The 24,415-nt window shown below is 55.8% G+C and carries 17 protein-coding genes and 1 pseudogene; 9 read left to right on the forward strand and 9 right to left on the reverse strand.

Annotated elements, in window-relative coordinates; genetic code table 11:
- The first annotated feature begins 99 nt into the window (after positions 1–99).
- Complete coding sequence (rapA, locus tag OWK27_RS12750; RefSeq protein WP_267590504.1) at positions 100–3,006, forward strand: RNA polymerase-associated protein RapA; 2,907 nt, start codon at positions 100–102, stop codon at positions 3,004–3,006.
- A 12-nt stretch (positions 3,007–3,018) separates the two neighbouring features.
- The gene (gene rluA, locus OWK27_RS12755) at positions 3,019–3,678 is read left to right on the forward strand and encodes a bifunctional tRNA pseudouridine(32) synthase/23S rRNA pseudouridine(746) synthase RluA (RefSeq protein ID WP_242173645.1); all 660 of its coding nucleotides are present in this window, start codon (positions 3,019–3,021) and stop codon (positions 3,676–3,678) included.
- A 31-nt stretch (positions 3,679–3,709) separates the two neighbouring features.
- Here the strand turns inward: rluA and djlA are convergent, their stop codons facing one another.
- Positions 3,710–4,525: a co-chaperone DjlA gene (gene djlA, locus OWK27_RS12760; RefSeq protein ID WP_176608728.1), complete on the reverse strand. Its 816-nt coding sequence runs from the start codon at positions 4,523–4,525 to the stop codon at positions 3,710–3,712.
- A gap of 239 nt (positions 4,526–4,764) precedes the next feature.
- Between djlA and lptD the strand changes: the two genes are divergently transcribed.
- From lptD to apaH, 6 genes are read left to right on the forward strand one after another with little or no spacing between them, the layout of a single operon-like run.
- A complete protein-coding gene (gene lptD / locus OWK27_RS12765; protein WP_267590505.1) occupies positions 4,765–7,131 on the forward strand; it encodes an LPS assembly protein LptD in 2,367 nt (788 codons plus the stop codon).
- A 53-nt stretch (positions 7,132–7,184) separates the two neighbouring features.
- Complete coding sequence (gene surA / locus OWK27_RS12770; protein WP_148420052.1) at positions 7,185–8,471, forward strand: peptidylprolyl isomerase SurA; 1,287 nt, start codon at positions 7,185–7,187, stop codon at positions 8,469–8,471.
- Positions 8,471–9,457, forward strand: coding sequence for a 4-hydroxythreonine-4-phosphate dehydrogenase PdxA (gene pdxA / locus OWK27_RS12775; RefSeq protein WP_420712956.1), 987 nt, complete (start codon positions 8,471–8,473; stop codon positions 9,455–9,457). The genes surA and pdxA overlap by 1 nt, the downstream gene beginning before the upstream one ends.
- Entirely contained in the window at positions 9,454–10,275 is an 822-nt protein-coding gene (rsmA, locus tag OWK27_RS12780) for a 16S rRNA (adenine(1518)-N(6)/adenine(1519)-N(6))-dimethyltransferase RsmA (protein ID WP_148420050.1), read from the forward strand. Before pdxA ends, rsmA begins: the two co-directional genes overlap by 4 nt.
- 3 nt (positions 10,276–10,278) lie before the next feature.
- Positions 10,279–10,656, forward strand: a complete 378-nt coding sequence (apaG, locus tag OWK27_RS12785; protein ID WP_003856425.1) for a Co2+/Mg2+ efflux protein ApaG — start codon at positions 10,279–10,281, stop codon at positions 10,654–10,656.
- 4 nt (positions 10,657–10,660) lie between these two features.
- Entirely contained in the window at positions 10,661–11,509 is an 849-nt protein-coding gene (gene apaH / locus OWK27_RS12790; RefSeq protein ID WP_176608730.1) for a bis(5'-nucleosyl)-tetraphosphatase (symmetrical) ApaH, read from the forward strand.
- Positions 11,510–11,556: 47 nt separating this feature from the next.
- Here apaH and folA read toward each other — a convergent pair whose 3' ends face one another.
- The 3 genes from folA to kefF form a co-directional block, all read right to left on the reverse strand.
- Positions 11,557–12,036 carry a type 3 dihydrofolate reductase gene (gene folA, locus OWK27_RS12795; RefSeq protein WP_148420048.1) on the reverse strand — a complete coding sequence of 160 codons (480 nt, stop codon included), beginning with the start codon at positions 12,034–12,036 and terminating at the stop codon, positions 11,557–11,559.
- A 114-nt stretch (positions 12,037–12,150) separates the two neighbouring features.
- Positions 12,151–14,016 (reverse strand): glutathione-regulated potassium-efflux system protein KefC, encoded by a 1,866-nt coding sequence (kefC, locus tag OWK27_RS12800; protein ID WP_267590506.1) that lies wholly within the window; start codon positions 14,014–14,016, stop codon positions 12,151–12,153.
- On the reverse strand, positions 14,009–14,539 hold the full coding sequence (gene kefF / locus OWK27_RS12805; protein ID WP_267590507.1) for a glutathione-regulated potassium-efflux system oxidoreductase KefF: 531 nt from the start codon (positions 14,537–14,539) through the stop codon (positions 14,009–14,011). Before kefF ends, kefC begins: the two co-directional genes overlap by 8 nt.
- A 373-nt stretch (positions 14,540–14,912) precedes the next feature.
- On the opposite strand from kefF, the gene OWK27_RS12810 reads away from it, so the two are divergent.
- On the forward strand, positions 14,913–17,825 hold the full coding sequence (locus tag OWK27_RS12810) for an autotransporter outer membrane beta-barrel domain-containing protein (RefSeq protein WP_267590508.1): 2,913 nt from the start codon (positions 14,913–14,915) through the stop codon (positions 17,823–17,825).
- A gap of 48 nt (positions 17,826–17,873) precedes the next feature.
- On the opposite strand, the gene OWK27_RS12815 is transcribed toward OWK27_RS12810, so the two are convergent.
- From OWK27_RS12815 to OWK27_RS12835, 5 genes and pseudogenes are all read right to left on the reverse strand, one after another.
- The gene (locus tag OWK27_RS12815) at positions 17,874–18,107 is read right to left on the reverse strand and encodes a YgdI/YgdR family lipoprotein (RefSeq protein ID WP_248038389.1); all 234 of its coding nucleotides are present in this window, start codon (positions 18,105–18,107) and stop codon (positions 17,874–17,876) included.
- Positions 18,108–18,246: 139 nt separating this feature from the next.
- The gene (carB, locus tag OWK27_RS12820; RefSeq protein WP_193354755.1) at positions 18,247–21,471 is read right to left on the reverse strand and encodes a carbamoyl-phosphate synthase large subunit; all 3,225 of its coding nucleotides are present in this window, start codon (positions 21,469–21,471) and stop codon (positions 18,247–18,249) included.
- 18 nt (positions 21,472–21,489) lie between these two features.
- On the reverse strand, positions 21,490–22,638 hold the full coding sequence (gene carA / locus OWK27_RS12825; RefSeq protein WP_267590509.1) for a glutamine-hydrolyzing carbamoyl-phosphate synthase small subunit: 1,149 nt from the start codon (positions 22,636–22,638) through the stop codon (positions 21,490–21,492).
- A gap of 454 nt (positions 22,639–23,092) precedes the next feature.
- Entirely contained in the window at positions 23,093–23,914 is an 822-nt protein-coding gene (gene dapB / locus OWK27_RS12830) for a 4-hydroxy-tetrahydrodipicolinate reductase (protein WP_267590510.1), read from the reverse strand.
- 122 nt (positions 23,915–24,036) lie between these two features.
- Positions 24,037–24,387, reverse strand: a pseudogene (locus OWK27_RS12835) (glucose-6-phosphate isomerase); the annotation flags it as partial.
- Positions 24,388–24,415: the final 28 nt, after the last annotated feature.

The following is a 24,415-nucleotide window of genomic DNA, read 5'->3' on the forward strand; positions in this document are numbered from 1 at the left end:
CCATAGCGCCCTTTCCATTCCCGGACCCATTTTTCGATGACCGTCTTTTTTGACGGGGTCGAACTATTGCCTGCAATTAGAGATTAGAGCCGAACAACTATGCCTTTTACACTTGGTCAACGCTGGATCAGCGATACAGAAAGCGAACTTGGATTAGGAACCGTCGTTGCCGTTGATGCGCGCATGGTTACCCTCCTTTTCCCTGCTACCGGTGAAAACCGCCTGTACGCTCGCAATGACTCCCCTGTTACCCGCGTGATGTTTAATCCGGGTGACACCGTGACCAGCCACGACGGCTGGCAACTGAAGGTTGAAGACGTAAAAGAAGAGAATGGACTGCTCGCCTACATTGGTACTCGTCTTGATACGGATGAAGCCAATGTCGTCCTGCGTGAAGTGCTGCTCGACAGCAAGCTGGTCTTCAGCAAGCCGCAGGATCGCCTGTTTGCCGGGCAAATCGACCGTATGGACCGCTTCTCCCTGCGCTACCGCGCGCGTAAGTTCCAGAGCGAACAGTACCGCATGCCGTGGAGCGGACTGCGCGGTCAGCGTACCAGCCTGATCCCCCACCAGCTGAACATCGCCCATGACGTGGGCCGTCGACATGCGCCTCGCGTGCTGCTGGCTGACGAAGTGGGCCTGGGTAAAACCATCGAAGCAGGCATGATCCTGCACCAGCAGCTGCTCTCTGGCGCCGCCGAGCGCGTGCTGATTGTGGTTCCAGAAACGCTGCAGCATCAGTGGCTGGTTGAAATGCTGCGCCGCTTCAACCTGCGCTTCTCCCTGTTCGACGATGAGCGCTATGCCGAAGCCCAGCACGACGCGGACAACCCGTTTGAAACCGAACAGCTGGTCATCTGCTCGCTGGACTTTGTGCGCCGCAGCAAGCAGCGCCTGGAGCACCTGTGCGACGCCGAATGGGATCTGATGGTGGTCGATGAAGCGCACCATCTCGTCTGGAGCGAGGACGCGCCGAGCCGTGAATACATGGCGATTGAGCAGCTTGCCGAACGCGTGCCCGGCGTGCTGCTGCTGACCGCCACGCCGGAGCAGCTGGGGCTGGAGAGCCACTTCGCCCGTCTGCGCCTGCTCGACCCGAACCGTTTCCATGATTTCGAGCAGTTCGTTGAGGAGCAGCAAAACTACCGTCCGGTTGCGGACGCCGTCGCGCTGCTGCTGGCGGGCAATCGTCTCTCTAACGAAGAGCTCAATACCCTGAGCGACCTGATCGGCGAGCAGGACATCGAGCCGCTGCTTCAGGCTGCAAACAGCGACAGCGATGACGCGGGATCCGCGCGTAAAGAGCTGATTGACATGCTGATGGATCGCCACGGCACCAGCCGCGTGCTGTTCAGAAATACCCGCAACGGCGTAAAAGGGTTCCCGAAACGCGAACTCCACACCATCAAGCTGCCGCTGCCGACCCAGTATCAGACGGCGATTAAAGTCTCCGGCATCATGGGTGCGCGTAAAACTCAGGAAGAGCGTGCTCGCGACATGCTTTACCCGGAGCAAATTTATCAGGAATTTGAAGGCGACACCGGCACCTGGTGGAACTTCGATCCGCGCGTGGAGTGGCTGATGGGCTACCTGACCGCGCACCGTTCCCAGAAGGTGCTGGTGATCTGCGCCAAAGCCGCCACCGCGCTGCAGCTGGAACAGGTTCTGCGCGAGCGTGAAGGTATTCGCGCAGCCGTGTTCCACGAAGGCATGTCCATTGTCGAACGCGACCGCGCTGCGGCCTGGTTTGGCGAAGAAGACAGCGGCGCGCAGGTTCTGCTGTGTTCCGAAATCGGCTCAGAAGGCCGTAACTTCCAGTTCGCCAGCAATCTGGTGATGTTCGATCTGCCGTTTAACCCGGATCTGCTGGAGCAGCGTATCGGGCGTCTGGATCGTATCGGCCAGGCGCACGATATTCAGATCCACGTTCCGTATCTGGAAAAAACCGCCCAGTCCGTTCTGGTTCGCTGGTACCACGAAGGTCTGGATGCGTTTGAGCATACCTGCCCGACGGGCCGCACCATTTACGATCGGGTACATACGGATCTGATCGCTTATCTCGCCGCTCCGGAAAACACCGACGGTTTTGATGAGCTGATCAAATCCTGCCGCGAGAAGCACGACGCGCTAAAAGCCCAGCTGGAACAGGGCCGCGACCGTCTGCTGGAGATCCACTCCAACGGCGGCGAAAAAGCGCAGCAGCTTGCTGAAAGCATTGAAGAGCAGGATGACGATACCAGCCTGATTAGCTTCTCCATGAACCTGTTCGACATCGTCGGCATTAACCAGGACGATCGCGGCGAGAACCTGATTGTGTTGACCCCGTCCGATCACATGCTGGTTCCGGATTTCCCGGGCCTGCCGGAAGACGGCTGCACCATCACCTTTGAGCGTGATGTGGCGCTGTCCCGCGAAGACGCACAGTTCATCACCTGGGAGCATCCGCTGATCCGCAACGGTCTGGATCTGATCCTCTCCGGCGATACCGGCAGCAGCACCATCTCCCTGCTGAAGAACAAAGCGCTGCCGGTGGGGACCCTGCTGGTGGAGCTGATCTACGTTGTGGAAGCTCAGGCGCCGAAACAGCTTCAGCTTAACCGCTTCCTGCCGCCAACGCCGGTGCGTCTGCTGCTGGATAAAAACGGTACGAATCTGGCCGGTCAGGTGGAGTTTGAAAGCTTTAACCGTCAGCTGAGTGCGGTAAACCGTCACACCGGCAGCAAGCTGGTGAATGCGGTGCAGCAGGACGTGCATGCCATTCTGCAACTGGGCGAAGCCCAGGCCGAGAAAGCGGCCAGAGCGCTGATCGACGCGGCGCGCGGCGAAGCCGATGAGAAGCTCTCAGCCGAGCTGTCGCGTCTGGAAGCGCTGAAGGCGGTGAACCCGAACATTCGTGACGATGAACTGGCCGCGATTGAGAGCAACCGCCAGCAGGTGCTGGAAAGCCTGAATCAGGCGGGATGGCGTCTCGACGCCCTGCGTCTTATCGTTGTGACGCATCAGTAAGCGGAGCGCAAGATGGTAATGGAGCCCTACAATCCCCCGACGGATCCCTGGCTGGTCATTCTCTATCAGGATGAGCACATTATGGTGGTCAACAAGCCGAGCGGCCTGTTGTCCGTGCCCGGGCGCCTGGATGAGCATAAAGACAGCGTGATGACGCGTATCCAGCGTGATTATCCGCAGGCCGAGTCCGTCCATCGCCTGGATATGGCGACCAGCGGCGTGATTGTGGTGGCTCTGAATAAGCCGGCGGAACGCGAGCTGAAACGCCAGTTCCGCGAGCGTGAACCGAAAAAGCAGTACGTCGCCCGCGTGTGGGGCCATCCGGCGCAGGCGGAAGGGCTGGTGGATTTACCGCTGATTTGCGACTGGCCGAACCGGCCTAAGCAGAAGGTGTGTTATGAAACCGGCAAGGCCGCACAAACCGAGTATGAAGTGCTGGAGTACGCGCCGGATAACACCGCGCGCGTTCTCCTGAAGCCGATTACCGGGCGCTCCCACCAGCTGCGCGTGCATATGCTGGCGATGGGTCACCCTATTCTGGGCGACAGATTCTATGCGCCGGCGGAAGCGCTGGCACTCGCGCCGCGCCTGCAGCTGCATGCGCAGACGCTCACCATCACCCACCCCGCGTTTGGCAACGCGATGACGTTTAAAGCCCCGGTAGACTTCTGAAAAAATGGCCCGACGCTGTCGGGCCATTTTTTTATTTAAAACCTTTCTGCTCTTTAATCAGCTCGTAGGCTTTCTGGATTTCCTGCGCTTTCTGTTTCGCCATCTCCATCATCTCTGGCGGTAAGCCTTTCGCCACCAGCTTGTCCGGATGGTGCTCGCTCATCAGTTTACGATAGGCGCGTTTGATGGTCGTGACATCGTCAGACGGCTTCACGCCGAGCACGTTACAGGCATCTTCCAGCGTGGGACCACGCTGCGCCTGCTGCCAGCCGCCGCCGGAGGAGTGCTGCTGATATCCACCGCCAAAGTGCGCGCCGCCCTGCATCATGCGCAGGAACTGGTCGAACTGCATGCGGGATATGCCCAGCTCTTCGGCAATGACGTACAGGACGTCCCGTTCATTCGGATGCAGAGAGCCGTCCGCAAAGGCTGCCTGGATTTGAATTTCCAGAAACATCCGAATTAAATCAAAACGCCCGAAACAGATGCTACGGAACTGGCGCATTTTTTCACGCAGCGGATAGTTATCCGATTTCCCAATCCTGAACGCATTTTGCGCGGCCACGCGTGATTCGCCGTGCAGGTTCATGCGATCCATAAAGACGCTGGCAACCTGAATATCGGCCTCCGTTACGCGTCCTTTCGATTTGGTTAAGTGCCCCATCACCTCAAAGGTGGTGGAGAAAAAGAGTGACTGGCGCTCGCGCTGATTGGCAAACCAGGCCATTTTGCGGCTGCGTGCTTTATCAAACATATGGCCGATAATGAGGCCAAGAACGACGCCCCAGAATCCGGCACCCATAATAATTGCGAACGCAACGCCGATTATTTTACCCCAATACTGCATATACTCCCCGAATGGTCATGTTCCTGGCCGACGCAACGCCATCATTACAGTGGTCGCGCCACGGTCAATTGAGGGACATCGCCTATAATTTGCATTATCATACTCGTCATTCGATAGCGAGCCTAACACTCTGGCGCGCAAACGGGCAGGATTAACGCTGGTACTGCGCTGATGAGTAAGATAGTCTCTGAGCGTTTGTAAGCCGTAGCCACTGATGACGGAACAATAAAATACAACGTATGAAAAAACGTATCCCCACCCTTCTGGCCACTATGATTGGCACCGCCCTGTATAGCCAACAGGGGCTCGCAGCCGATCTCGCCTCGCAGTGTATGCTTGGCGTTCCAAGTTACAATCGCCCACTGGTGAAAGGCGATACGAATGATTTACCCGTCACCATTAATGCCGACAGCGCGAAAGGTAATTATCCTGACAATGCGACCTTTACGGGCAATGTCGATATTAACCAGGGAAACAGCCGACTGCAGGCTGACGAAGTGCAACTGCACCAGAAGCAACCCGAAGGTGCTCAGGCACCCGTTCGTACGGTGGATGCGCTGGGTAATGTGCACTATGACGACAATCAGGTCATCCTGAAAGGTCCGAAAGCCTGGTCAAATCTGAATACAAAAGATACCAACGTCTGGGAGGGTGATTACCAGATGGTGGGTCGTCAGGGGCGCGGTACCGCAGACCTGATGAAGCAGCGTGGTGAAAACCGCTACACCATTCTTGAGAACGGCTCGTTCACGTCCTGTTTGCCTGGGTCAAATACCTGGAGCGTGGTGGGGAGCGAAGTGATCCACGACCGTGAGGAACAGGTTGCTGAGATCTGGAACGCCCGTTTCAAACTCGGCCCGGTACCCATTTTCTATAGCCCTTACCTGCAGCTTCCCGTGGGTGACAAACGTCGTTCAGGCTTCCTGATCCCGAACGCGAAGTACAGCACGTCGAACTACTTTGAGTTCTACCTACCGTACTACTGGAACATCGCGCCCAACATGGACGCCACGATCACGCCGCACTATATCCACAAGCGCGGCAATATCATGTGGGAGAACGAGTTCCGCTATCTAACCAAAGCGGGCGCGGGTCTGATGGAGTTCGATTATCTGCCGTCCGATAAAGTGTTCCAGGACGAGCACCCAACCGAAGGCGATAAACACCGCTGGATGTATTACTGGCAGCACGCCGGGGTGCTGAATCAGGTGTGGCGCTTCAACATTGACTACACCAAAGTCAGCGATCCGTATTACTTCAACGACTTTGACTCTAAATACGGTTCCAGTACCGATGGATACGCCACGCAGAAATTCAGCGTGGGCTACGCCATTGAGAACTTTGACGCGACGGTGTCGACCAAGCAGTTCCAGGTGTTTGATACGCAAACAAACAGCACCTATGGTGCCGAGCCGCAGCTGGACGTGAACTGGTACCAGAACGACGTCGGGCCTTTCGACACGCGCGTTTACGCTCAGGCGGTGCATTTCGTCAACACCAACTCGGATATGCCGGAATCAACGCGTCTGCATATTGAGCCGACGATCAACCTGCCATGGTCAAACAACTGGGCGAGCCTGAATACCGAAGCCAAGCTGATGGCAACCCATTACCAGCAGAAAAACCTGGACTGGTATAACAATCGCTATGGCACCGATCTTGAAGAATCGGTAAACCGTACGCTTCCGCAATTCAAGATGGACGGTAAGCTGATCTTCGAACGTGATATGGGCCTTCTCGCGGACGGATACACCCAGACGCTTGAGCCGCGCATGCAGTACCTGTACGTGCCTTATCGCGATCAGAGCAAAATTCAAAACTACGACTCGTCCTTCCTCCAGTCTGACTACAGCGGCCTGTTCCGCGACCGTACCTACGGCGGGCTTGACCGTATTGCATCTGCTAACCAGTTGACGACCGGCGTCACAACCCGCGTTTATGATGATGCTGCCGTTGAACGTTTTAATGTTTCTGTTGGTCAAATCTACTATTTCACCGAGTCTCGTACCGGTGATGACGACATAAACTGGGAGAAAGACAACAAAACGGGTTCACTGGTTTGGGCGGGCGATACCTACTGGCGCATGACGGATCGCTGGGGTCTGCGTGGTGGGGTTCAGTACGATACGCGACTGGACAATATCGCGACGAGCAGTGCCGCTATCGAGTACCGTCGTGATGAAGATCGTATGATTCAGTTGACGTATCGTTACGCCAGCCCAGAGTATATCCAGGCGACATTACCTAAAAACAGTAGAGATACAACCTGGAATGCGCCTCAGTATAAGGAAGGTATTTCACAGGTAGGTACCGCCGCAAGCTGGCCGATTGCCGATCGTTGGTCAATCGTCGGAGCCTACTACTATGACACGAATGCCCAAAAACCTGCTGACCAGATGTTAGGTCTGCAATATAACTCCTGCTGTTACGCAGTACGTGTCGGTTACGAACGCAAACTTAACGGCTGGGATACACAAAACAGTCAGGGCAAATACGATAACGTGATTGGCTTTAACATCGAGCTGCGCGGCCTGAGTTCTAACTACGGTCTGGGCACGCAGCAGATGCTGCGCTCGAACATTCTGCCATATCGCAGTTCCTTGTAATGTGCTTGATTTACAACGTAATCCGCTTTGCGGTTAATTGAAATGGAAAAAGTATGAAGAACTGGAAAACGCTGCTACTCGGTGTCGCTATGGTTGCGAATACCAGCTTCGCGGCCCCACAGGTTGTCGATAAAGTCGCGGCCGTGGTTAACAACGGCGTCGTGCTTGAAAGTGACGTTGACGGTTTGATGAAATCTGTAAAGCTCAACTCGGGTGAAGCAGGTCAGCAACTTCCGGATGACGCTACGCTGCGCCACCAGATCCTGGAACGTCTGATCATGGATCAGATTGTCCTGCAGATGGGCCAGAAAATGGGCGTGAAGATCTCTGACGAGCAGCTCGATCAGGCGATCGCAAACATTGCTAAGCAGAACAACATTACCCTGGATCAGATGCGTAGCCGCCTGGCCTACGACGGCATCAGCTACGCCACCTACCGTAATCAGATCCGCAAAGAGATGCTGATTTCCGAAGTGCGTAACAACGAAGTTCGCCGCCGCGTCACCATCCTGCCTCAGGAAGTGGATGCGCTGGCAAAACAGGTGGGTAATCAGAACGACGCCAGCACCGAGCTGAACCTGAGCCACATCCTGATCCCGCTCCCGGAAAACCCAACCTCCGATCAGGCTGCTGAGGCGGAAAGCCAGGCACGCGCTATCGTGGAACAGGCGCGCAACGGTGATGACTTCGGTAAGCTGGCAATCACGTATTCTGCTGACCAGCAGGCGCTGAAAGGCGGCCAGATGGGCTGGGGCCGCATTCAGGAGCTGCCATCCCTGTTTGCTCAGGCGCTGAGCACGGCGAAGAAAGGCGACATCGTCGGTCCAATCCGTTCCGGTGTTGGCTTCCACATCCTGAAGGTGAACGACCTGCGCGGCCAGAGCCAGAGCATTTCCGTCACCGAAGTTCACGCGCGTCATATTCTGCTTAAGCCATCGCCGATCATGACTGACGATCAGGCCCGTGCGAAGCTGGAGCAGATTGCAGCTGACATCAGGAGCGGTAAAACCAGCTTTGACAAGGCGGCAAAAGAGTTCTCCCAGGATCCTGGCTCAGCTAACCAGGGCGGCGATCTCGGTTGGGCGGCTGCCGATATTTACGATCCGGCTTTCCGCGACGCGTTGATGAAGCTGAATAAAGGCCAAATGAGCGCCCCTGTGCACTCCTCCTTCGGCTGGCATCTGATTGAACTGATGGATACCCGCAACGTGGATAAAACCGATGCGGCGCAGAAAGACCGCGCTTATCGCATGCTGTTTAACCGTAAGTTCTCTGAAGAAGCGGCAACATGGATGCAGGAACAGCGCGCCAGCGCTTATGTGAAAGTGCTGAGCAACTGATGAAACCGCATCGTGTGGCGATCACCCCCGGCGAACCCGCCGGGATTGGGCCTGATCTTGTCGTCCAGCTTGCCCAGCGCAGCTGGCCGGTAGAGCTGGTTGTCTGCGCCGATGCAACACTGTTACAGGACCGGGCGACGTTGCTCGGTCTGCCCTTAACGCTTATCCCCTACGTCGAAGGCCAACAGCCTGCACCGCAGCAGGCGGGTACCCTCACCCTGCTTTCGGTTCCGCTTCGCGCCCCGGCTGTTCCCGGTGAGTTAAACCCTGGAAACGGCCACTACGTTGTCGAGACGCTGGCGCGCGCCTGTGACGGCTGTCTGAACGGTGAATTTGCCGCTCTGATCACCGGACCGGTGCACAAAGGGGTTATCAACGACGCGGGCATTCCGTTTACCGGGCATACCGAATTTTTCGAAGAGCGCTCGCACAGCCCGAAAGTGGTGATGATGCTGGCAACCGAAGAAATGCGCGTAGCCCTGGTGACGACTCACCTGCCCATCAAAGCGATTCCGGACGCCATTACGCCTGAACTTCTGCGCGAAATTATTGGGATTCTGCATCACGATTTGCAAACCAAATTCGGCATCCCGCAGCCCCATGTCCTCGTCTGCGGCCTGAATCCGCACGCGGGCGAAGGCGGACATATGGGAACCGAAGAGATCGACACCATCATTCCGGTGCTCGAGGAAATGCGGGCGAAGGGAATGAACCTCAGCGGGCCACTGCCTGCCGACACCCTTTTCCAGCCCAAATACCTGGATAATGCCGACGCCGTGCTCGCGATGTACCACGATCAGGGCCTGCCCGTGCTAAAATACCAGGGCTTTGGCCGCGGTGTGAATATCACCCTCGGTTTACCCTTTATTCGAACGTCCGTTGACCACGGTACTGCGCTGGATCTGGCAGGCCGGGGAGAAGCGGATGTCGGCAGTTTTATTACGGCGCTTAATCTCGCCATCAAAATGATTGTTAATACTCAATGACTAATCGAGTCCATCAGGGCCACTTAGCCCGTAAACGCTTCGGGCAAAACTTTTTAAACGATCAGTTTGTGATCGACAGTATCGTCTCTGCCATTAATCCGCAGAAAGGCCAGGCCATGGTCGAAATCGGCCCGGGTCTTGCCGCGCTGACCGAGCCGGTAGGCGAACGTCTGGACGAACTGACCGTTATCGAACTCGACCGCGATCTGGCCGCGCGTCTGCAAACGCACCCATTCCTGGGGCCAAAGCTGACGATCTATCAGCAAGATGCGATGACCATGAACTTTGGCGAACTGTCAGAAAAAATGGGCCAGCCGCTGCGCGTGTTCGGTAACCTGCCGTACAATATCTCCACCCCGCTGATGTTCCATCTGTTTAGCTATACTGATGCCATTGCCGACATGCACTTCATGTTGCAAAAAGAGGTCGTTAACCGTCTGGTTGCAGGCCCGAACAGTAAAGCGTATGGTCGTTTAAGCGTGATGGCGCAGTATTACTGCAACGTGATCCCGGTATTAGAAGTACCGCCTTCCGCGTTTACGCCACCACCAAAAGTGGATTCTGCGGTTGTGCGCCTGGTGCCGCATAAAACGATGCCGTACCCGGTGAAAGACCTGCGCGTGCTGAGCCGCATCACCACGGAAGCCTTTAACCAGCGCCGGAAAACGATTCGTAACAGCCTTGGCAATCTGTTTACCGTTGAAGTGTTAGCTGAGTTGGGCATCGACCCGGCAATGCGAGCGGAGAACATTTCCGTAGAGCAGTACTGCAAGCTGGCTAATTACATCAGCGACAATGCGCCGCCGAAGGAGAGCTAAGCCATGATTGATTCGCCCCGCGTCTGTGTTCAGGTTCAAAGCGTCTACATTGAGTCCCAATCCACACCGGATGAAGAACGTTTTGTCTTTGCTTATACCGTAACCATTCGCAATCTGGGGCGGATGCCTGTGCAGCTGCTCGGGCGCTACTGGCTTATCACCAACGGCAATGGCCGTGAAATTGAAGTCCAGGGCGAAGGTGTGGTCGGTGAACAACCTCATATCGCCCCTGGCGAAGAGTATCAGTACACCAGCGGCGCGGTGATTGAGACGCCGCTGGGTACCATGCAGGGCCATTACGAAATGGTCGATGCCGACGGTAATGCCTTCCGCATTGCCATTCCTGTGTTCCGTCTCGCCGTTCCTACACTTATTCATTAATCTAATGGCTACATATCTGATTGGCGACGTTCACGGTTGCTACGATGAACTGATCGCATTATTAAAGCAGGTCGACTTTACCCCGGCGCAGGACACGCTCTGGTTAACGGGCGATTTAGTGGCACGCGGCCCCGGCTCCCTCGACGTCCTTCGCTATGTTAAATCTCTGGGCGACAGCGTGCGGCTGGTGCTGGGTAACCACGATCTTCATCTGCTTGCCGTTTACGCCGGGATCAGCCGCAATAAGCCGAAAGATCGCGTTACCCCTCTGCTGGAGGCGCCGGATGCGGACGAATTGCTTAACTGGCTGCGCCGCCAGCCGCTGCTCCAGATTGATGAAGAGAAAAAGCTGGTGATGGCCCATGCCGGCATCACGCCTCAGTGGGATCTTGAGACGGCAAAAATCTGCGCGCGCGACGCTGAAGCGGTTCTGGCGAGCGACTCCTACCCGTTCTTCCTTGATGCCATGTACGGCGATATGCCGAACAACTGGAGCGAGGATCTCAGCGGTCTGGCGCGGCTGCGTTTTATCACCAACGCGTTTACGCGGATGCGCTACTGTTTCCCGAACGGACAGCTGGATATGTATTGCAAAGACACGCCGGAAAATGCGCCTGCGCCGCTTAAGCCGTGGTTTGCCATCCCGGGCCCCGTGGCTGATGAATACAGTATTGTGTTCGGGCACTGGGCATCGCTGGAGGGGAAAGGTACGCCGGAAAATATATATGCGCTGGACACCGGATGCTGCTGGGGCGGGGATCTAACCTGCTTACGCTGGGAAGATAAACGTTATTTTGTGCAGCCGTCCAACCGACAGCTGGATCTGGGAGAAGGCGAGGCCGTTGCCTCCTGAATAATCCGCTTCCCCTCACCCCAGCCAGGGGTGAGGGGAACTATCGCTTAACGACGCTCCAGAATTTCGAAGCAGTAGCTGTGTGAGTTCTGCGCATCCGCGTCGTGAAATTCGCTGAACACTGATTCCCACTCGTCCGGATCGTAATCCGGGAAATGGGTATCCCCTTCCACTTCGGCATCAATATGGGTCAGATACAGCTTCTGCGCTTTCGGCAGGAACTGCTCATACACGCGTCCGCCGCCGATCACCATGATCTCTTCGGCATCACCGCAGGCGGCAATCGCTTCATCAACGGACTTAACCCACTGAACGCGATCGTCAGTGCCCGCCTGGCTACTGATAACGATATTCTTACGGCCCGGCAATGGACGACCAATCGACTCCCAGGTCAGGCGGCCCATCACTACCGGCTTGTTTAACGTAGTACGTTTAAACCATGCGAGATCGGCAGGCAGGTTCCACGGCATGGCGTTTTCCATACCGATAACGCGGTCTACCGCCAGTGCTGCAATCAGACTGATCATTGAAAATTTCCCGGATGCAAAAAATTGCCGCCACTATACGGAAAGCTTAATCTTTCGTCGACTGGCGGCAGGGTAAAGAATCAGAAATTTTTTAATATTGCTGGCAACTCCTCTTCACGCAGACGGTTTACTCTCCGGTTCATCGGCAGGATCGCCGGTATGCTTGCCCTCTTCCGTCCCTTGCCAGCCGTGACGCTGTACCAGCGACAGGTGATTACGATCCTCGTTAATAATCTCCGTCAGCATGGTGCTGGTGCGCTTAAATACCGCCGCACGCTCGGATGCCGTACTGCTGGCCATCGCCACCATCTCTTCCACCATGTCAGTATTAAAACGACGGAACAGATCGGCACGTTCACGCGCTTCATACGCGCCAAGCCCCAGGCTTTCCAGCGCCATGCGGCCAGACTTGAGCGCACCTTCGAAGGTTTCACGCTCTGGCGCGGCCACCCCTGCCTGGCGCAGCTGGATGTAATGATCCACATCGCGCGCGCGCGAGATGATAGTCAGATGCGGGAAGTGCTCTTTGACAAGCTCTACCAGCTGCATGCTGGCCTGCGGATCGTCGATGGCGTTAATCAGCACTTCAGCCTTTGCCGCCCCCGCCGACTCGAGCAGGTCGACGCGGGTCGCATCGCCGTAAAAGACCTTCATGTCGAATTTACGCAGCGTATCAACATGGTCGGGATCGTGATCGAGGATAACCATTTTCACACCGCTGGAGAGCAGTAAACGGCCGGTAATCTGTCCGAAGCGGCCGAATCCGGCAATAATGACCCGCGGCTGCTCTTCATCGATCTCATCGGCTTCGCGCTCCTGTTCGCTGCCGGTTTTTTCCAGACGCGTCAGCAGGACCAGCAGGACCGGCGTTGCGGCCATCGACAGCGCAACCGCCAGCGTCAGCGCTTTTGCCCATTCCGGATCGAGTACGTTGGCCATCTGCGCGGCACCAAAGACCACGAACGCAAATTCACTCCCCTGCCCCAGCAGCACGGCAAACCAGCGGCGCTGCGGCTTTGGCACGTTCAACGGGCGGGCAATAAGCCACAGCATACCCATTTTTATGACCAGGAAGCCCACCAGCAGAATGATGATCCGCAGGGGATGCGTCACCAGCGTACCGAAGTCGATTGACATCCCGACGCCGATGAAAAACAGCCCCAGCAGCAGCCCTTTAAACGGCTCGATATCGCTTTCCAGCGCATGGCGGTATTCGGAGCTAGCCAGTAACACCCCGGCGAGGAAGGCCCCCATCGCCATCGACAGCCCGGCCTCTTCCAGCAGCAGGCCAAAGCCAAACACCAGGAATAGCGCCACGGCGCTGAACACCTCGCGCAGGCCGGAGCGCGCCACAAAGCGCAGCAGCGGCCGCGTTACGTAACGCCCCAGCAGAATAACCAGCGCCAGCGCGCCGACCACCTTCAGCGCCGAAAGGGCAAACGCCCCCATCGTCGTCGAGGCGCCGCTGGCTGCCAGCAGCGGGATCATCGCCACCAGCGGGATTGCGGCAATATCCTGGAACAGCAGCACGGAGAAGGCGCTACGGCCCATTTGCGTCACCGTCAGGTTACGCTCGTTCATTGCCTGCATGGCAATTGCCGTTGAGGAGAGCGCCAGCGTCATGCCGATAAGCTCCGCGACTTTCCACTCCATGCCCAGCAGAATGCAGAACCCGCCGAGCAGCAGACCGCAGGCCAGCATTTGCAGAGCGCCGCCTCCAAATACCGAGGCGCGCAGTTTCCACAGGCGCTGCGGATCGAGCTCCAGGCCAATCACAAACAGCATCAGCACAACGCCAATTTCAGCGAAATGGAGAATCGCTTCTGCATCCGTGACCAGACGAAAACCCCACGGCCCGATGACGCAGCCAGCAATCAGATAGCCGAGAACCGAGCCCAGCCCCAGGCGTACCGCCACGGGCACAATCAGCGCCGCCGCGCCGAGGTAAATCAGCGCCTGTATTAGCGTATGGCTATCCATGATGCGTCTCCTGCCACTCAAGTAAGCGTTGTTTATAATGTCGAGCCTGCGCCTGGAGCGTTTCATCGTCGCAGACAAACGTGCAGTGCATGGCAAAAGGCGGGAGCCAGTTCAGGCCACAGTAGAGGGACGTCGCCTGTAGCGGCTGTGCCAGCACGTCAAACCCCGGAAACGCGCCGACAGAAAAATGGCTTTCACCACCGCCGGTAGTGACCGCCCACATCAGGCTTTTCCCTTTTAGCGCATTGCCGTTATGACCATACGCCCAGCCGTGAGAAAAGACTTTATCGATCCACAGCTTCAGGAGCGGGGGCACGCTGTACCACTGCATGGGATGCTGCCAGATAATCAGATCGGCACGGGAGAGCGCCTCCTGTTCGGCGGCGACATCGATATTAAAGTCGGGATAAAGTTGATAGAGGGAACGTATCTCTACGTTATCAAGCGTCCTTACCTGTTCAAGCATCCGTTTATTCGCATGCGAATGGTGCGGATAAGGATGCGCGTAAATTATCAGAATCATGAATGGGCCTGTCTTCTTCTATTCTTGTAGCAGTGAGTGTAGACAGTTACCTTCCCGACTGAAAGGGGTTAACGAGCGCATTAAAGCAAAACGCAATTTTTGGCAATCGACGCCGCCATGCCATTTTGCTGGCGCGAAAGTAAGAAAACGACGCACTAAATAAATTCACCCCATAAAATAGAATCAATAACTCATATAATTAACCGATATTTTTAGATTGTCTTAACTCATTATTTAACAAATCAACCTGTACATAAACCCTTGAAAAATTAATAATTTTATGCTCTGTTTTTTGAGCTCACTCTTTAACGCGGTCAATATACATTTTCACCCACGTTACCTGATGTTCCTTCTCACTCAAATGGATGTGTACATGAGCAACAAATTCTTCACATTAAATAATACAACCCAAAGTCTTGGAAAGATATTTCCTGCCTTGTTGATATGCACCCCAGCAGTTGCGTTTTCTGCAACTATTGAACAATCAACGTCTGTTCCGCAAACCTTTTCAGACGATGCTGAATACGTTATCAATAAAGACGTCACAATTACCTCCGCCGGTAGTGAAGCGGCCGTGACCGTATCAGGTTTTACCGTCACCAAAGCCACTAACCAGGGGAATATTTCCGGTACCGGAAATGGCATGGATGTTAATACTGGCGCACAACGCGTCGTTATTAATAATGACAGCGGTGCGACCATTTCCTCCACTACAAAGAATGCAGTAAATATTCAGTCATTGCTCGGTGATTTTAATAATAGCGGGAGCATAATTGGCGCCGAAAATGGCATTTTTGTCAGCGAAAGCTCCTCCGCGTTAAACATTACCAATACAAGCAGTGGAGTGATCAAGGGTAAAACAGGCCTGAATTCTCAGATTGGTATTGGCATAAATAACAGCGGAACAATTATCGGAACAAACGGTGACGCCAGTACGTTTAGCGACGGCAATACCAAAATTTTAAACAGCGGCACCGTGCAGGGAACCCAGTACGGCATTCATGTAAAAAACACTGCAAAAGTCGACATCACGAATAGCGGAACCATTAGCGGCGATTCAGCCGCCATTCTGTTTGCCAGCGATAAAAATAACACCCTTGTTCTTAATACTGGCTCCTCCCTCGTCGGTGACGTTATTTCCACAAATTCAACAGGGAACACCCTGACCCTGATCGGCACCGGTACGGAAGACAGTAACTTCGTTGGGCTAAATGAAGGCGAGGGCTTTGCCAGCGTCAAAATGAACGGTGAGAACTGGACGCTTACGGGCGATCTCGACATTATCGGTACCGATGATTCTCTGCAGGTGAATAGCGGTGATTTAACGCTAGCGGGTGCCGTCTCTAATAGCGGTAATACCCTGGTTGCAAACGACAGCACGTTACGTTTAGGCGATGGTAAAAATACCGCCAGCCTTAGCGGTGGTCTGGAAAACAACGGTACCGTCATTTTCAATCAGGGCAGCGATTTCACCTTCGCCACCAGCATGACCGGCAGCGGTAACGTAGAGAAAGCGGATTCCAACACCCTGACGCTGACGGGTAACAACAGCTACACAGGAAATACGGTCCTGCACGGCGGCACCACGCTGGTCTCCGCCGGAGCAACGCTCGGCGTCAAAGGCAGCAACGCCACCGTCACCGTGGAAAACGGTGCAACCTTTGCCACCGCAGGCGAAGTTAACAACAACGTCGCCGTTCTTACCGGCGGTACGCTGGCAGCGTGGAATGCGATTGCGGGTAACTCAACGCTAAGGGATGCCGGAGTTGATACGGTGAACGGCAACGTGACGAACGGCGGCACGCTGCTGCTCAGCGCGGCCGATCGTAGCGTTGGCAATGATTTCACGATTAACGGCGACTACACCGGTTCTGACGGCAGCCAGATTGTGATGAACAGCACTCTGGGTGAAGATGATGCGCCAACCGACCACCTCACCATTACCGGCAGCAGCTTCGGTCAGTCCGGCGTACGCATTACCAATATTGGTGGCGCAGGCGCGCAAACCGTTAACGGTATGGAAATTGTAAGCGTAGGCGGCAGCTCCGAAGCCCAGCTGACCCTGGCTGCACCGGTTGTTGCCGGCGCTTATGAATACAACCTTTATCAGCACGACGACGGCAACTGGTACCTGGAATCAAAGGCGACACCTTCTGATGAGCCTTCTGACGGCGGGGATAACACCGATGGCGGTGATAATACCGATGACGGTGGTAACGCTGATGGTGGCGGTAATACCGACGGTGGTGGCAATACCGATGACGGCGGAAATAACGACGGTGGCGGCAATACAGACGGCGGCGATAACAGCGACAAGGGTGACAATACCGACAACGGCGGCAGCAATGCCCCGGAAGTGATGGCGCCTGAAGTAGGGGCTTACTTAGGCAACTACCTCGCCGCACAAAGCATGTTCCTGCATAAGCGCGACGATCGCGACCAGCTTACCTTCCGCAATGAAGACGATCTGAACACCTGGATGTACGTTAAGGGTCGCTATCACGAGAACGATGCCGGTGGCGACAAAGTCAGCTACGACACTACGACCACCGTTCTGCAAGTCGGCAGCGATTTCCTGAGCAAGCCAATGGATAGCGGTATCCTGCATGCCGGCGGCATGTTCGGTGCAGGCCAGGCGAAGACCCACTCGGATGCGAAACACAACGTGCGTGACGCACAGGGTAAGGTCGATGGCTTCAACGTTGGGCTCTACGCCACCTGGCAGGAAGATCAGAAGTTACGTCTGGGCAGCTACATTGATACCTGGGCCGCCTACAGCTGGTACAACAACAAAGTGACCAGCAACCGCAATGATGAAGACTACAACAGCGAAGGTTTTGCCGCGTCTGTTGAGGTCGGCCACGCGTGGGTTATCCCGTCTGAAAACGAACGTACCTGGAAGATCGAGCCGCAGGCGCAGGTGATCTACAGCTATCTCGATCAGGAAAATCACACCGATCGCGACGGCGTACGCGTAACCACGCTGGACAATGACAGCGTCTTTGGTCGTCTGGGTGTGAAATCCAGCTACTTCCAGCAGAAGGACGTTAAGGCGTGGCAGCCATACGTGGCGGTTAACTGGCTGAAAGGTGCGGGTCAGAACGACCTTGCGTTTAACGACGAGACCGTCAGCAACGATACGCCGGAAGATCGCGGTCAGTTAGAGCTGGGCGTCACCGGCAACCTGAACGAAACGACGACCATCTCTCTGCGCGCCAGCGGCGAGTGGGGTGAAAACAGCTACGCCGCTTACGGTGGTCATATCCTGTTAAACCACCGCTGGTAATCTGTCAGCATGAAGCAAAAAAGCAGTGGCATTCGCCACTGCTTTTTTTTAGTTATCCAGCTCACCCATGGATTTAACCTGGTCACGGTTAATCTGCTCAGTTTGGCCCGTTTCGGCGTTTTTGTACGACACCAGACCGGTATCGTCATCCACCTGCGGCTTCCCGTCAGTGACAATGGTTTTGCCATCGGTGGTTTTGACGGCCTGATTGGACGAACAGCCCGCTACGGTGAACATTGCAGTGGCAGCCAGAATGGAAGCGATCAGTAGTTTATTTTGCATGGTGTTTTCCCCTGCTCTCAGTTGAATTTCGTTATCGACCTAACCATTTTAGGCTAACTGACTGAAAGCGGATGAAAAACCAGAAGGTTCCGAAGATGGAAACAGAGCCCGGCAACCGAACGGTGCCGGGCAATTTGTCTTACTTGTTAATCTGGGCGTGCATTTCCTGCACCGAAATGACCTTCTCGGTGGCATCCGCATTCAGCGCCATGGCCGTTGCGAAACCGCCGTTCAGGGTGGTGTCGTAATGCACTTTGTACTGCAGCGCGCTGCGGCGAATCAGCTTGGAGTCTTCAATCGCCTGGCGGCCCGCAGTGGTATTAATGATGTAGGTGTATTCGCCATTCTTGATGCGGTCCTGAATGTGCGGACGACCTTCATGCACCTTGTTAACCAGACGCGGGTTGATTCCCGCTTCGCCCAGCACAATCGCCGTACCGTGGGTTGCATCCAGCTCGAAGCCCTGTTTCAGCAGCTTGGCGGCCAGGTCAACCACGCGCTCTTTATCGCCTTCGCGAACGGAGAGCAGCGCACGGCCCGATTTTCTCATGGTGGAGCTACTGCCAAGCTGCGCCTTGGCGAACGCTTCTGCGAAGGTGCGGCCTACGCCCATTACTTCCCCGGTAGAGCGCATTTCTGGCCCCAGCAGCGGGTCAACGCCCGGGAATTTGTTGAACGGCAGCACCACTTCTTTCACCGAGTAGTACGGCGGGATGATTTCTTTGGTCACGCCCTGCTGAGCCAGCGTCTGGCCCGCCATCACGCGCGCCGCAACCTTGGCCAGCGGGATGCCGGTTGCTTTGGAGACGAACGGAACGGTACGCGCCGCGCGCGGGTTCACTTCAATCAGGTAGACTTCGTTGTCTTTCACCGCAAACTGGACGTTCATCAGGCCGCGTACCTGCAGCTCAAAGGCCAGCTTCTGAACCTGCTGGCGCATCACGTCCTGAATTTCCTGGCTCAGGGTGTACGCTGGCAGAGAACATGCAGAGTCACCGGAGTGAACGCCCGCCTGCTCGATATGCTCCATAATGCCGCCAATCAGCACCATTTCGCCGTCGCAGATGGCGTCAACGTCCACTTCAACCGCGTCGTCGAGGAAACGGTCAAGCAGCACCGGCGCATCGTTGGAGACGCTTACCGCCGTCTGGAAGTAGCGGCGCAGGTCGGCTTCGTCATAGACAATTTCCATCGCGCGGCCGCCCAGCACGTAGGAAGGACGTACCACCAGCGGGTAACCAATCTCTTTCGCCTTCTCAACTGCCATTTCAATGGCCGTTACGGTGGCGTTCGCCGGCTGCTTCAGCTTCAGACGGTCAACCGCCTGCTGGAAACGCTCGCGGTCTTCCGCACGGTCAATGGCATCCGGGCTGGTGCCGATAACCGGCACGCCTGCCGCTTCCAGCGCGCGCGCCAGCTTCAGCGGAGTCTGGCCGCCGTACTGCACGATAACGCCTTTCGGCTTCTCGATGCGCACGATTTCCAGCACGTCTTCCAGGGTTACCGGCTCGAAGTAGAGGCGGTCAGACGTGTCGTAGTCGGTAGACACGGTTTCCGGGTTACAGTTGACCATAATGGTCTCGTAACCGTCTTCGCGCAGCGCCAGCGAGGCGTGTACGCAGCAGTAGTCGAACTCAATGCCCTGGCCGATACGGTTTGGACCGCCGCCCAGTACCATAATCTTGTCGCGGTCGACGGAAGGGTTCGCCTCGCACTCTTCTTCATAGGTGGAGTACATATAGGCGGTGTCGGTGGAGAACTCAGCCGCACAGGTATCCACGCGCTTGTAAACCGGGTGCAGGTCATACTGGTCGCGCAGCTTGCGGATTTCCGCTTCACGCACGCCCGCCAGCTTAGCCAGACGCGCGTCGGCGAAGCCTTTACGCTTCAGCACGCGTAGGAAGTCAGCGTCCAGGCCGTTGATGCCCAGCTCCGCGACTTTCTCTTCCAGACGCACCAGCTCTTCAATCTGCACCAGGAACCAGCGGTCGATGTTGGTCAGGTTGAATACGCCGTCAACGGACAGACCCGCGCGGAAGGCATCGGCGATGTACCAGATACGCTCTGCGCCCGCGTCTTTCAGCTCGCGGCGAATTTTGGTCAGCGCTTCCGGGTCGTCCAGGCTGACTTTCGGATCGAAGCCGGTCGCGCCCACTTCGAGGCCGCGCAGCGCTTTCTGCAGGGATTCCTGCTGCGTGCGGCCAATCGCCATGACTTCACCCACGGACTTCATCTGGGTGGTCAGACGGTCGTTCGCGCCTGCGAACTTCTCGAAGTTGAAGCGTGGAATTTTGGTCACAACGTAGTCGATGGACGGTTCGAAGGACGCAGGCGTGCGGCCACCGGTGATGTCGTTCATCAGCTCGTCGAGGGTGTAACCGACCGCCAGTTTCGCCGCCACTTTCGCAATCGGGAAGCCGGTCGCTTTAGAGGCCAGCGCGGAGGAGCGGGACACGCGCGGGTTCATTTCGATAACAATCAGACGGCCGGTTTTCGGGTTCACCGAGAACTGCACGTTAGAGCCACCGGTTTCTACGCCGATTTCACGCAGTACCGCCATCGAGGCGTTACGCATGATTTGATACTCTTTGTCGGTCAGCGTTTGCGCTGGCGCAACGGTGATGGAGTCGCCGGTGTGGATCCCCATCGCATCGAAGTTTTCGATGGAGCAGACGATGATGCAGTTGTCGTTTTTATCACGCACCACCTCCATCTCGTACTCTTTCCAGCCAATCAGCGATTCATCAATCAGCAGCTCTTTGGTTGGGGAGAGATCCAGCCCGCGCTCGCAAATCTCTTCGAACTCTTCGCGGTTGTAGGCGATACCGCCGCCGGTGCCGCCCATGGTGAAGGAAGGACGGATGATGCACGGATAGCCAACTTCAGCCGCAACGGCCAGCGCTTCTTCCATGTTGTGCGCGATGCCGGAACGCGCGGTGTCGAGGCCGATTTTTTTCATCGCCACGTCGAAGCGGCGACGGTCTTCTGCTTTATCAATCGCGTCGGCGGTTGCACCAATCATGGTCACGCCGAACTCTTCCAGCACGCCCTGACGCTCCAGCTCCAGCGCACAGTTCAGCGCCGTCTGGCCGCCCATGGTCGGCAGCACCGCGTCCGGACGCTCTTTCTCAATGATTTTACGCACCACTTCCCAGTGAATTGGCTCGATGTAGGTCGCATCGGCCATTTCCGGGTCGGTCATGATGGTGGCCGGGTTAGAGTTGACCAGGATAACGCGGTAACCCTCTTCACGCAGGGCTTTACACGCCTGCGCGCCGGAGTAGTCAAATTCACAGGCCTGGCCGATGACAATCGGGCCAGCGCCAAGGATCAGGATGCTTTTTATGTCTGTACGTTTTGGCATGGTCTTTTCGGCTCCTGATTATTTAGCGGTCTTACGGTATTGCTCGATAAGTTCGATAAAGTGATCGAACAGCGGCGCGGCGTCGTGCGGGCCCGGGCTGGCTTCCGGGTGGCCCTGGAAGCTGAACGCTGGCTTATCGGTACGATGAATACCCTGCAGGGTGCCATCGAACAGCGATTTGTGCGTTACGCGCAGGGTAGCCGGCATTGACGCTTCGTCTACGGCGAAACCGTGGTTCTGCGCGGTAATCATCACCGTGTTGTTGTCGATATCTTTAACCGGGTGGTTGCCACCGTGGTGGCCGAACTTCATCTTGAGGGTATTCGCACCGCTCGCCAGCGCCAGCAGCTGATGGCCGAGGCAGATGCCGAATACCGGAATATCGGTTTCGAGGAAGGACTTGATGGCGGCGATGGCGTAATCGCACGGCGCCGGATCGCCAGGACCGTTTGAGAGGAAAATGCCGTCCGGGTTCATCTTCAGCACGTCTTCAGCGGACGTTTGCGCCGGCACCACCGTCAGGCGGCAGCCGCGGTCAACCAGCATGCGCAGGATGTTGCGCTTGGCACCGAAATCGTAGGCCACCACGTGGAACGGCAGCTCGCTCTCTTTTTTCGCTTCCGGCAGGTCGCCTTCCAGCGTCCAGCTCCCCTGCGCCCAGCTGTAGGCTTCCGCCGTGGTCACTTCTTTCGCCAGGTCCATGCCGTTCAGGCCAGGGAAGGCTTTCGCTTTTTCCAGCGCCAGCGTCGCATCGAGGTTATCACCCGCGATGATGCAGCCGTTCTGGGCACCCTTCTCGCGCAGCAGACGCGTTAACTTACGGGTATCGATATCGGCAATCGCCACGATGTTATGGCGCTTCAGCCAGGAAGAGAGATCTTCGGTATTGCGGAAGTTGCTGGCAATCAGCGGCAGGTCGCGAATGACCAGACCCTGCGCGTGTACCTGAGAAGATTCGTCGTCAGCAGCATTGGTGCCGACATTGCCGATATGAGGATAAGTAAGAGTAACGATTTGGCGAGAATAGGAAGGATCAGTGAGGATTTCTTGATAACCGGTCATTGAAGTATTGAAAACGACTTCCCCAACCGCCGAACCCGTTGCCCCTATGGCCCGACCGATAAACTGGGTTCCGTCTTCCAGAACCAATAGCGCTGACTTAATCAAAACACCCTCCAGAGAATATTCACTCACTTTATTTGCATATTAATTCATAACCACGTCATGAATCAATGCAAATGTGTTGCCAGCGGATTTTTGGCAAACGGCGGCATTCTGGGGATTTGCCGGGTAAAAGTCAACTCAAAACGGCTTTTTTGCTTATTCTTTTGCAGCCCTGGCTGCTGAAATACGTTTTAACGGGCAAAAAGATCATGCAAATCATTCTGGAAAACGCTTGCGCGGCAGGTTTAATGAGATTTTTGAAATGAGAGCATTAAAAAGTGGACCAGATGGTCAAAATTTACATTCATTTCACACAAAACGGAGAGAAGATGGAAGCTTATAGCGATTATGTGATTTATTTCATCTTAAACAGGAAAAATAAGAGGGCAATAAATTATTGCCCTATGCAATCAATACATTACGACTGCAATAACCACATCACGATGGGTAATAACGCTTACAAATTATTGAGATCGAGGACATCTCGCATATCAAAAAGACCGTGTTCTTTGGATTTCAGCCACAAAGCGGAGCGAACCGCACCGTTGGCAAACGTCATGCGGCTGGAGGCTTTATGGGTGATCTCTACGCGCTCGCCAATATCGGCGAACATCGCCGTATGTTCGCCGACGATATCCCCGGCACGCACGGTAGCAAAACCAATAGTACCCGGCACGCGTTCACCGGTATGGCCTTCACGGGTGTAAACCGCGCACGCTTTCAAATCTTTATCCATGGCATGAGCAATCGCTTCGCCCATCGCCAGCGCCGTGCCCGAAGGGGCATCAACTTTATGACGGTGATGCGCTTCAATAATCTCAATGTCGGTATAGTCGCCCATCACCTTCGCCGCTTTCTCCAGCAGCTTCAGCATGACGTTAACGCCTACGCTGAAGTTCGCGGCGAAGACGATAGCAATCTCGTTTGACGCATCCTGAATGGCCTGTTTACCGGCATCGTCAAAACCCGTGGTGCCGATGACCATGCCTTTACCGTGCTGCCGACAAAATGCCAGATGCGCCAGCGTGCCTTCCGGACGGGTAAAATCGATAAACACATCAAAATCATCCTTCACCGCGTCAAGGCTGCTCTGAACGGTTACGCCCGTCCTGCCCGTGCCGGCCAGCTCACCCGCATCGGCACCCAGCAGGGATGAACCTTCACGCTCCAGCGCCGCGCCCAGCGCCACGCCGTCCATCTGTAGTGCCGCCTGAATCAGCTGGCGGCCCATACGTCCACCCGCGCCCGCAATGGCGACGCGGATCTGTGCATCATGCATAGTTATTCTCTTACGTTAAAATGATGTAAACCGTTTTCAGATTAACCAGCCTTCGCAAAGGGTGCCACTGAAAACGCCAATAATTAGAATTTAATGATAAACAGGGAGAGATATCAGTGAAAGACATGATCGTCAGCGAAAACCGCATGATTCCCGCACCACCAGCCGCTGTGCTGGCTGATACGGTGAACGTGCCCCTGGCTGCGAACCGGCTCATCGCCGAGCGTGCCTGCGGCGCAGGTGACCACGCCAAACAGCAGCATCCGCTTTTCGAGCTCCGGCCTGTCCGCCTGGCGCGCCACGTCCATCGCGATGGCATACACCTGCTCTGGCCCTTCGCAGTCCGGATTGCGCAGCGACGGTCGGATCTGATCCAGCGTTCGGATCTCCGGCATTGGGCCAGTGACGTCGCCTCCGTAGCTAAAGCCCAACGGCCGATGCGTGATGGTCATATCCAGCCCAACGTTAAGCATGGCTGACCTCCCGTACCTGGAGGTGACG

Origin of the sequence: Enterobacter cloacae complex sp. 2022EL-00788, from assembly GCF_026627565.1 — a bacterium.
GTDB classification, from domain to species: Bacteria; Pseudomonadota; Gammaproteobacteria; order Enterobacterales; family Enterobacteriaceae; genus Enterobacter; species Enterobacter pasteurii.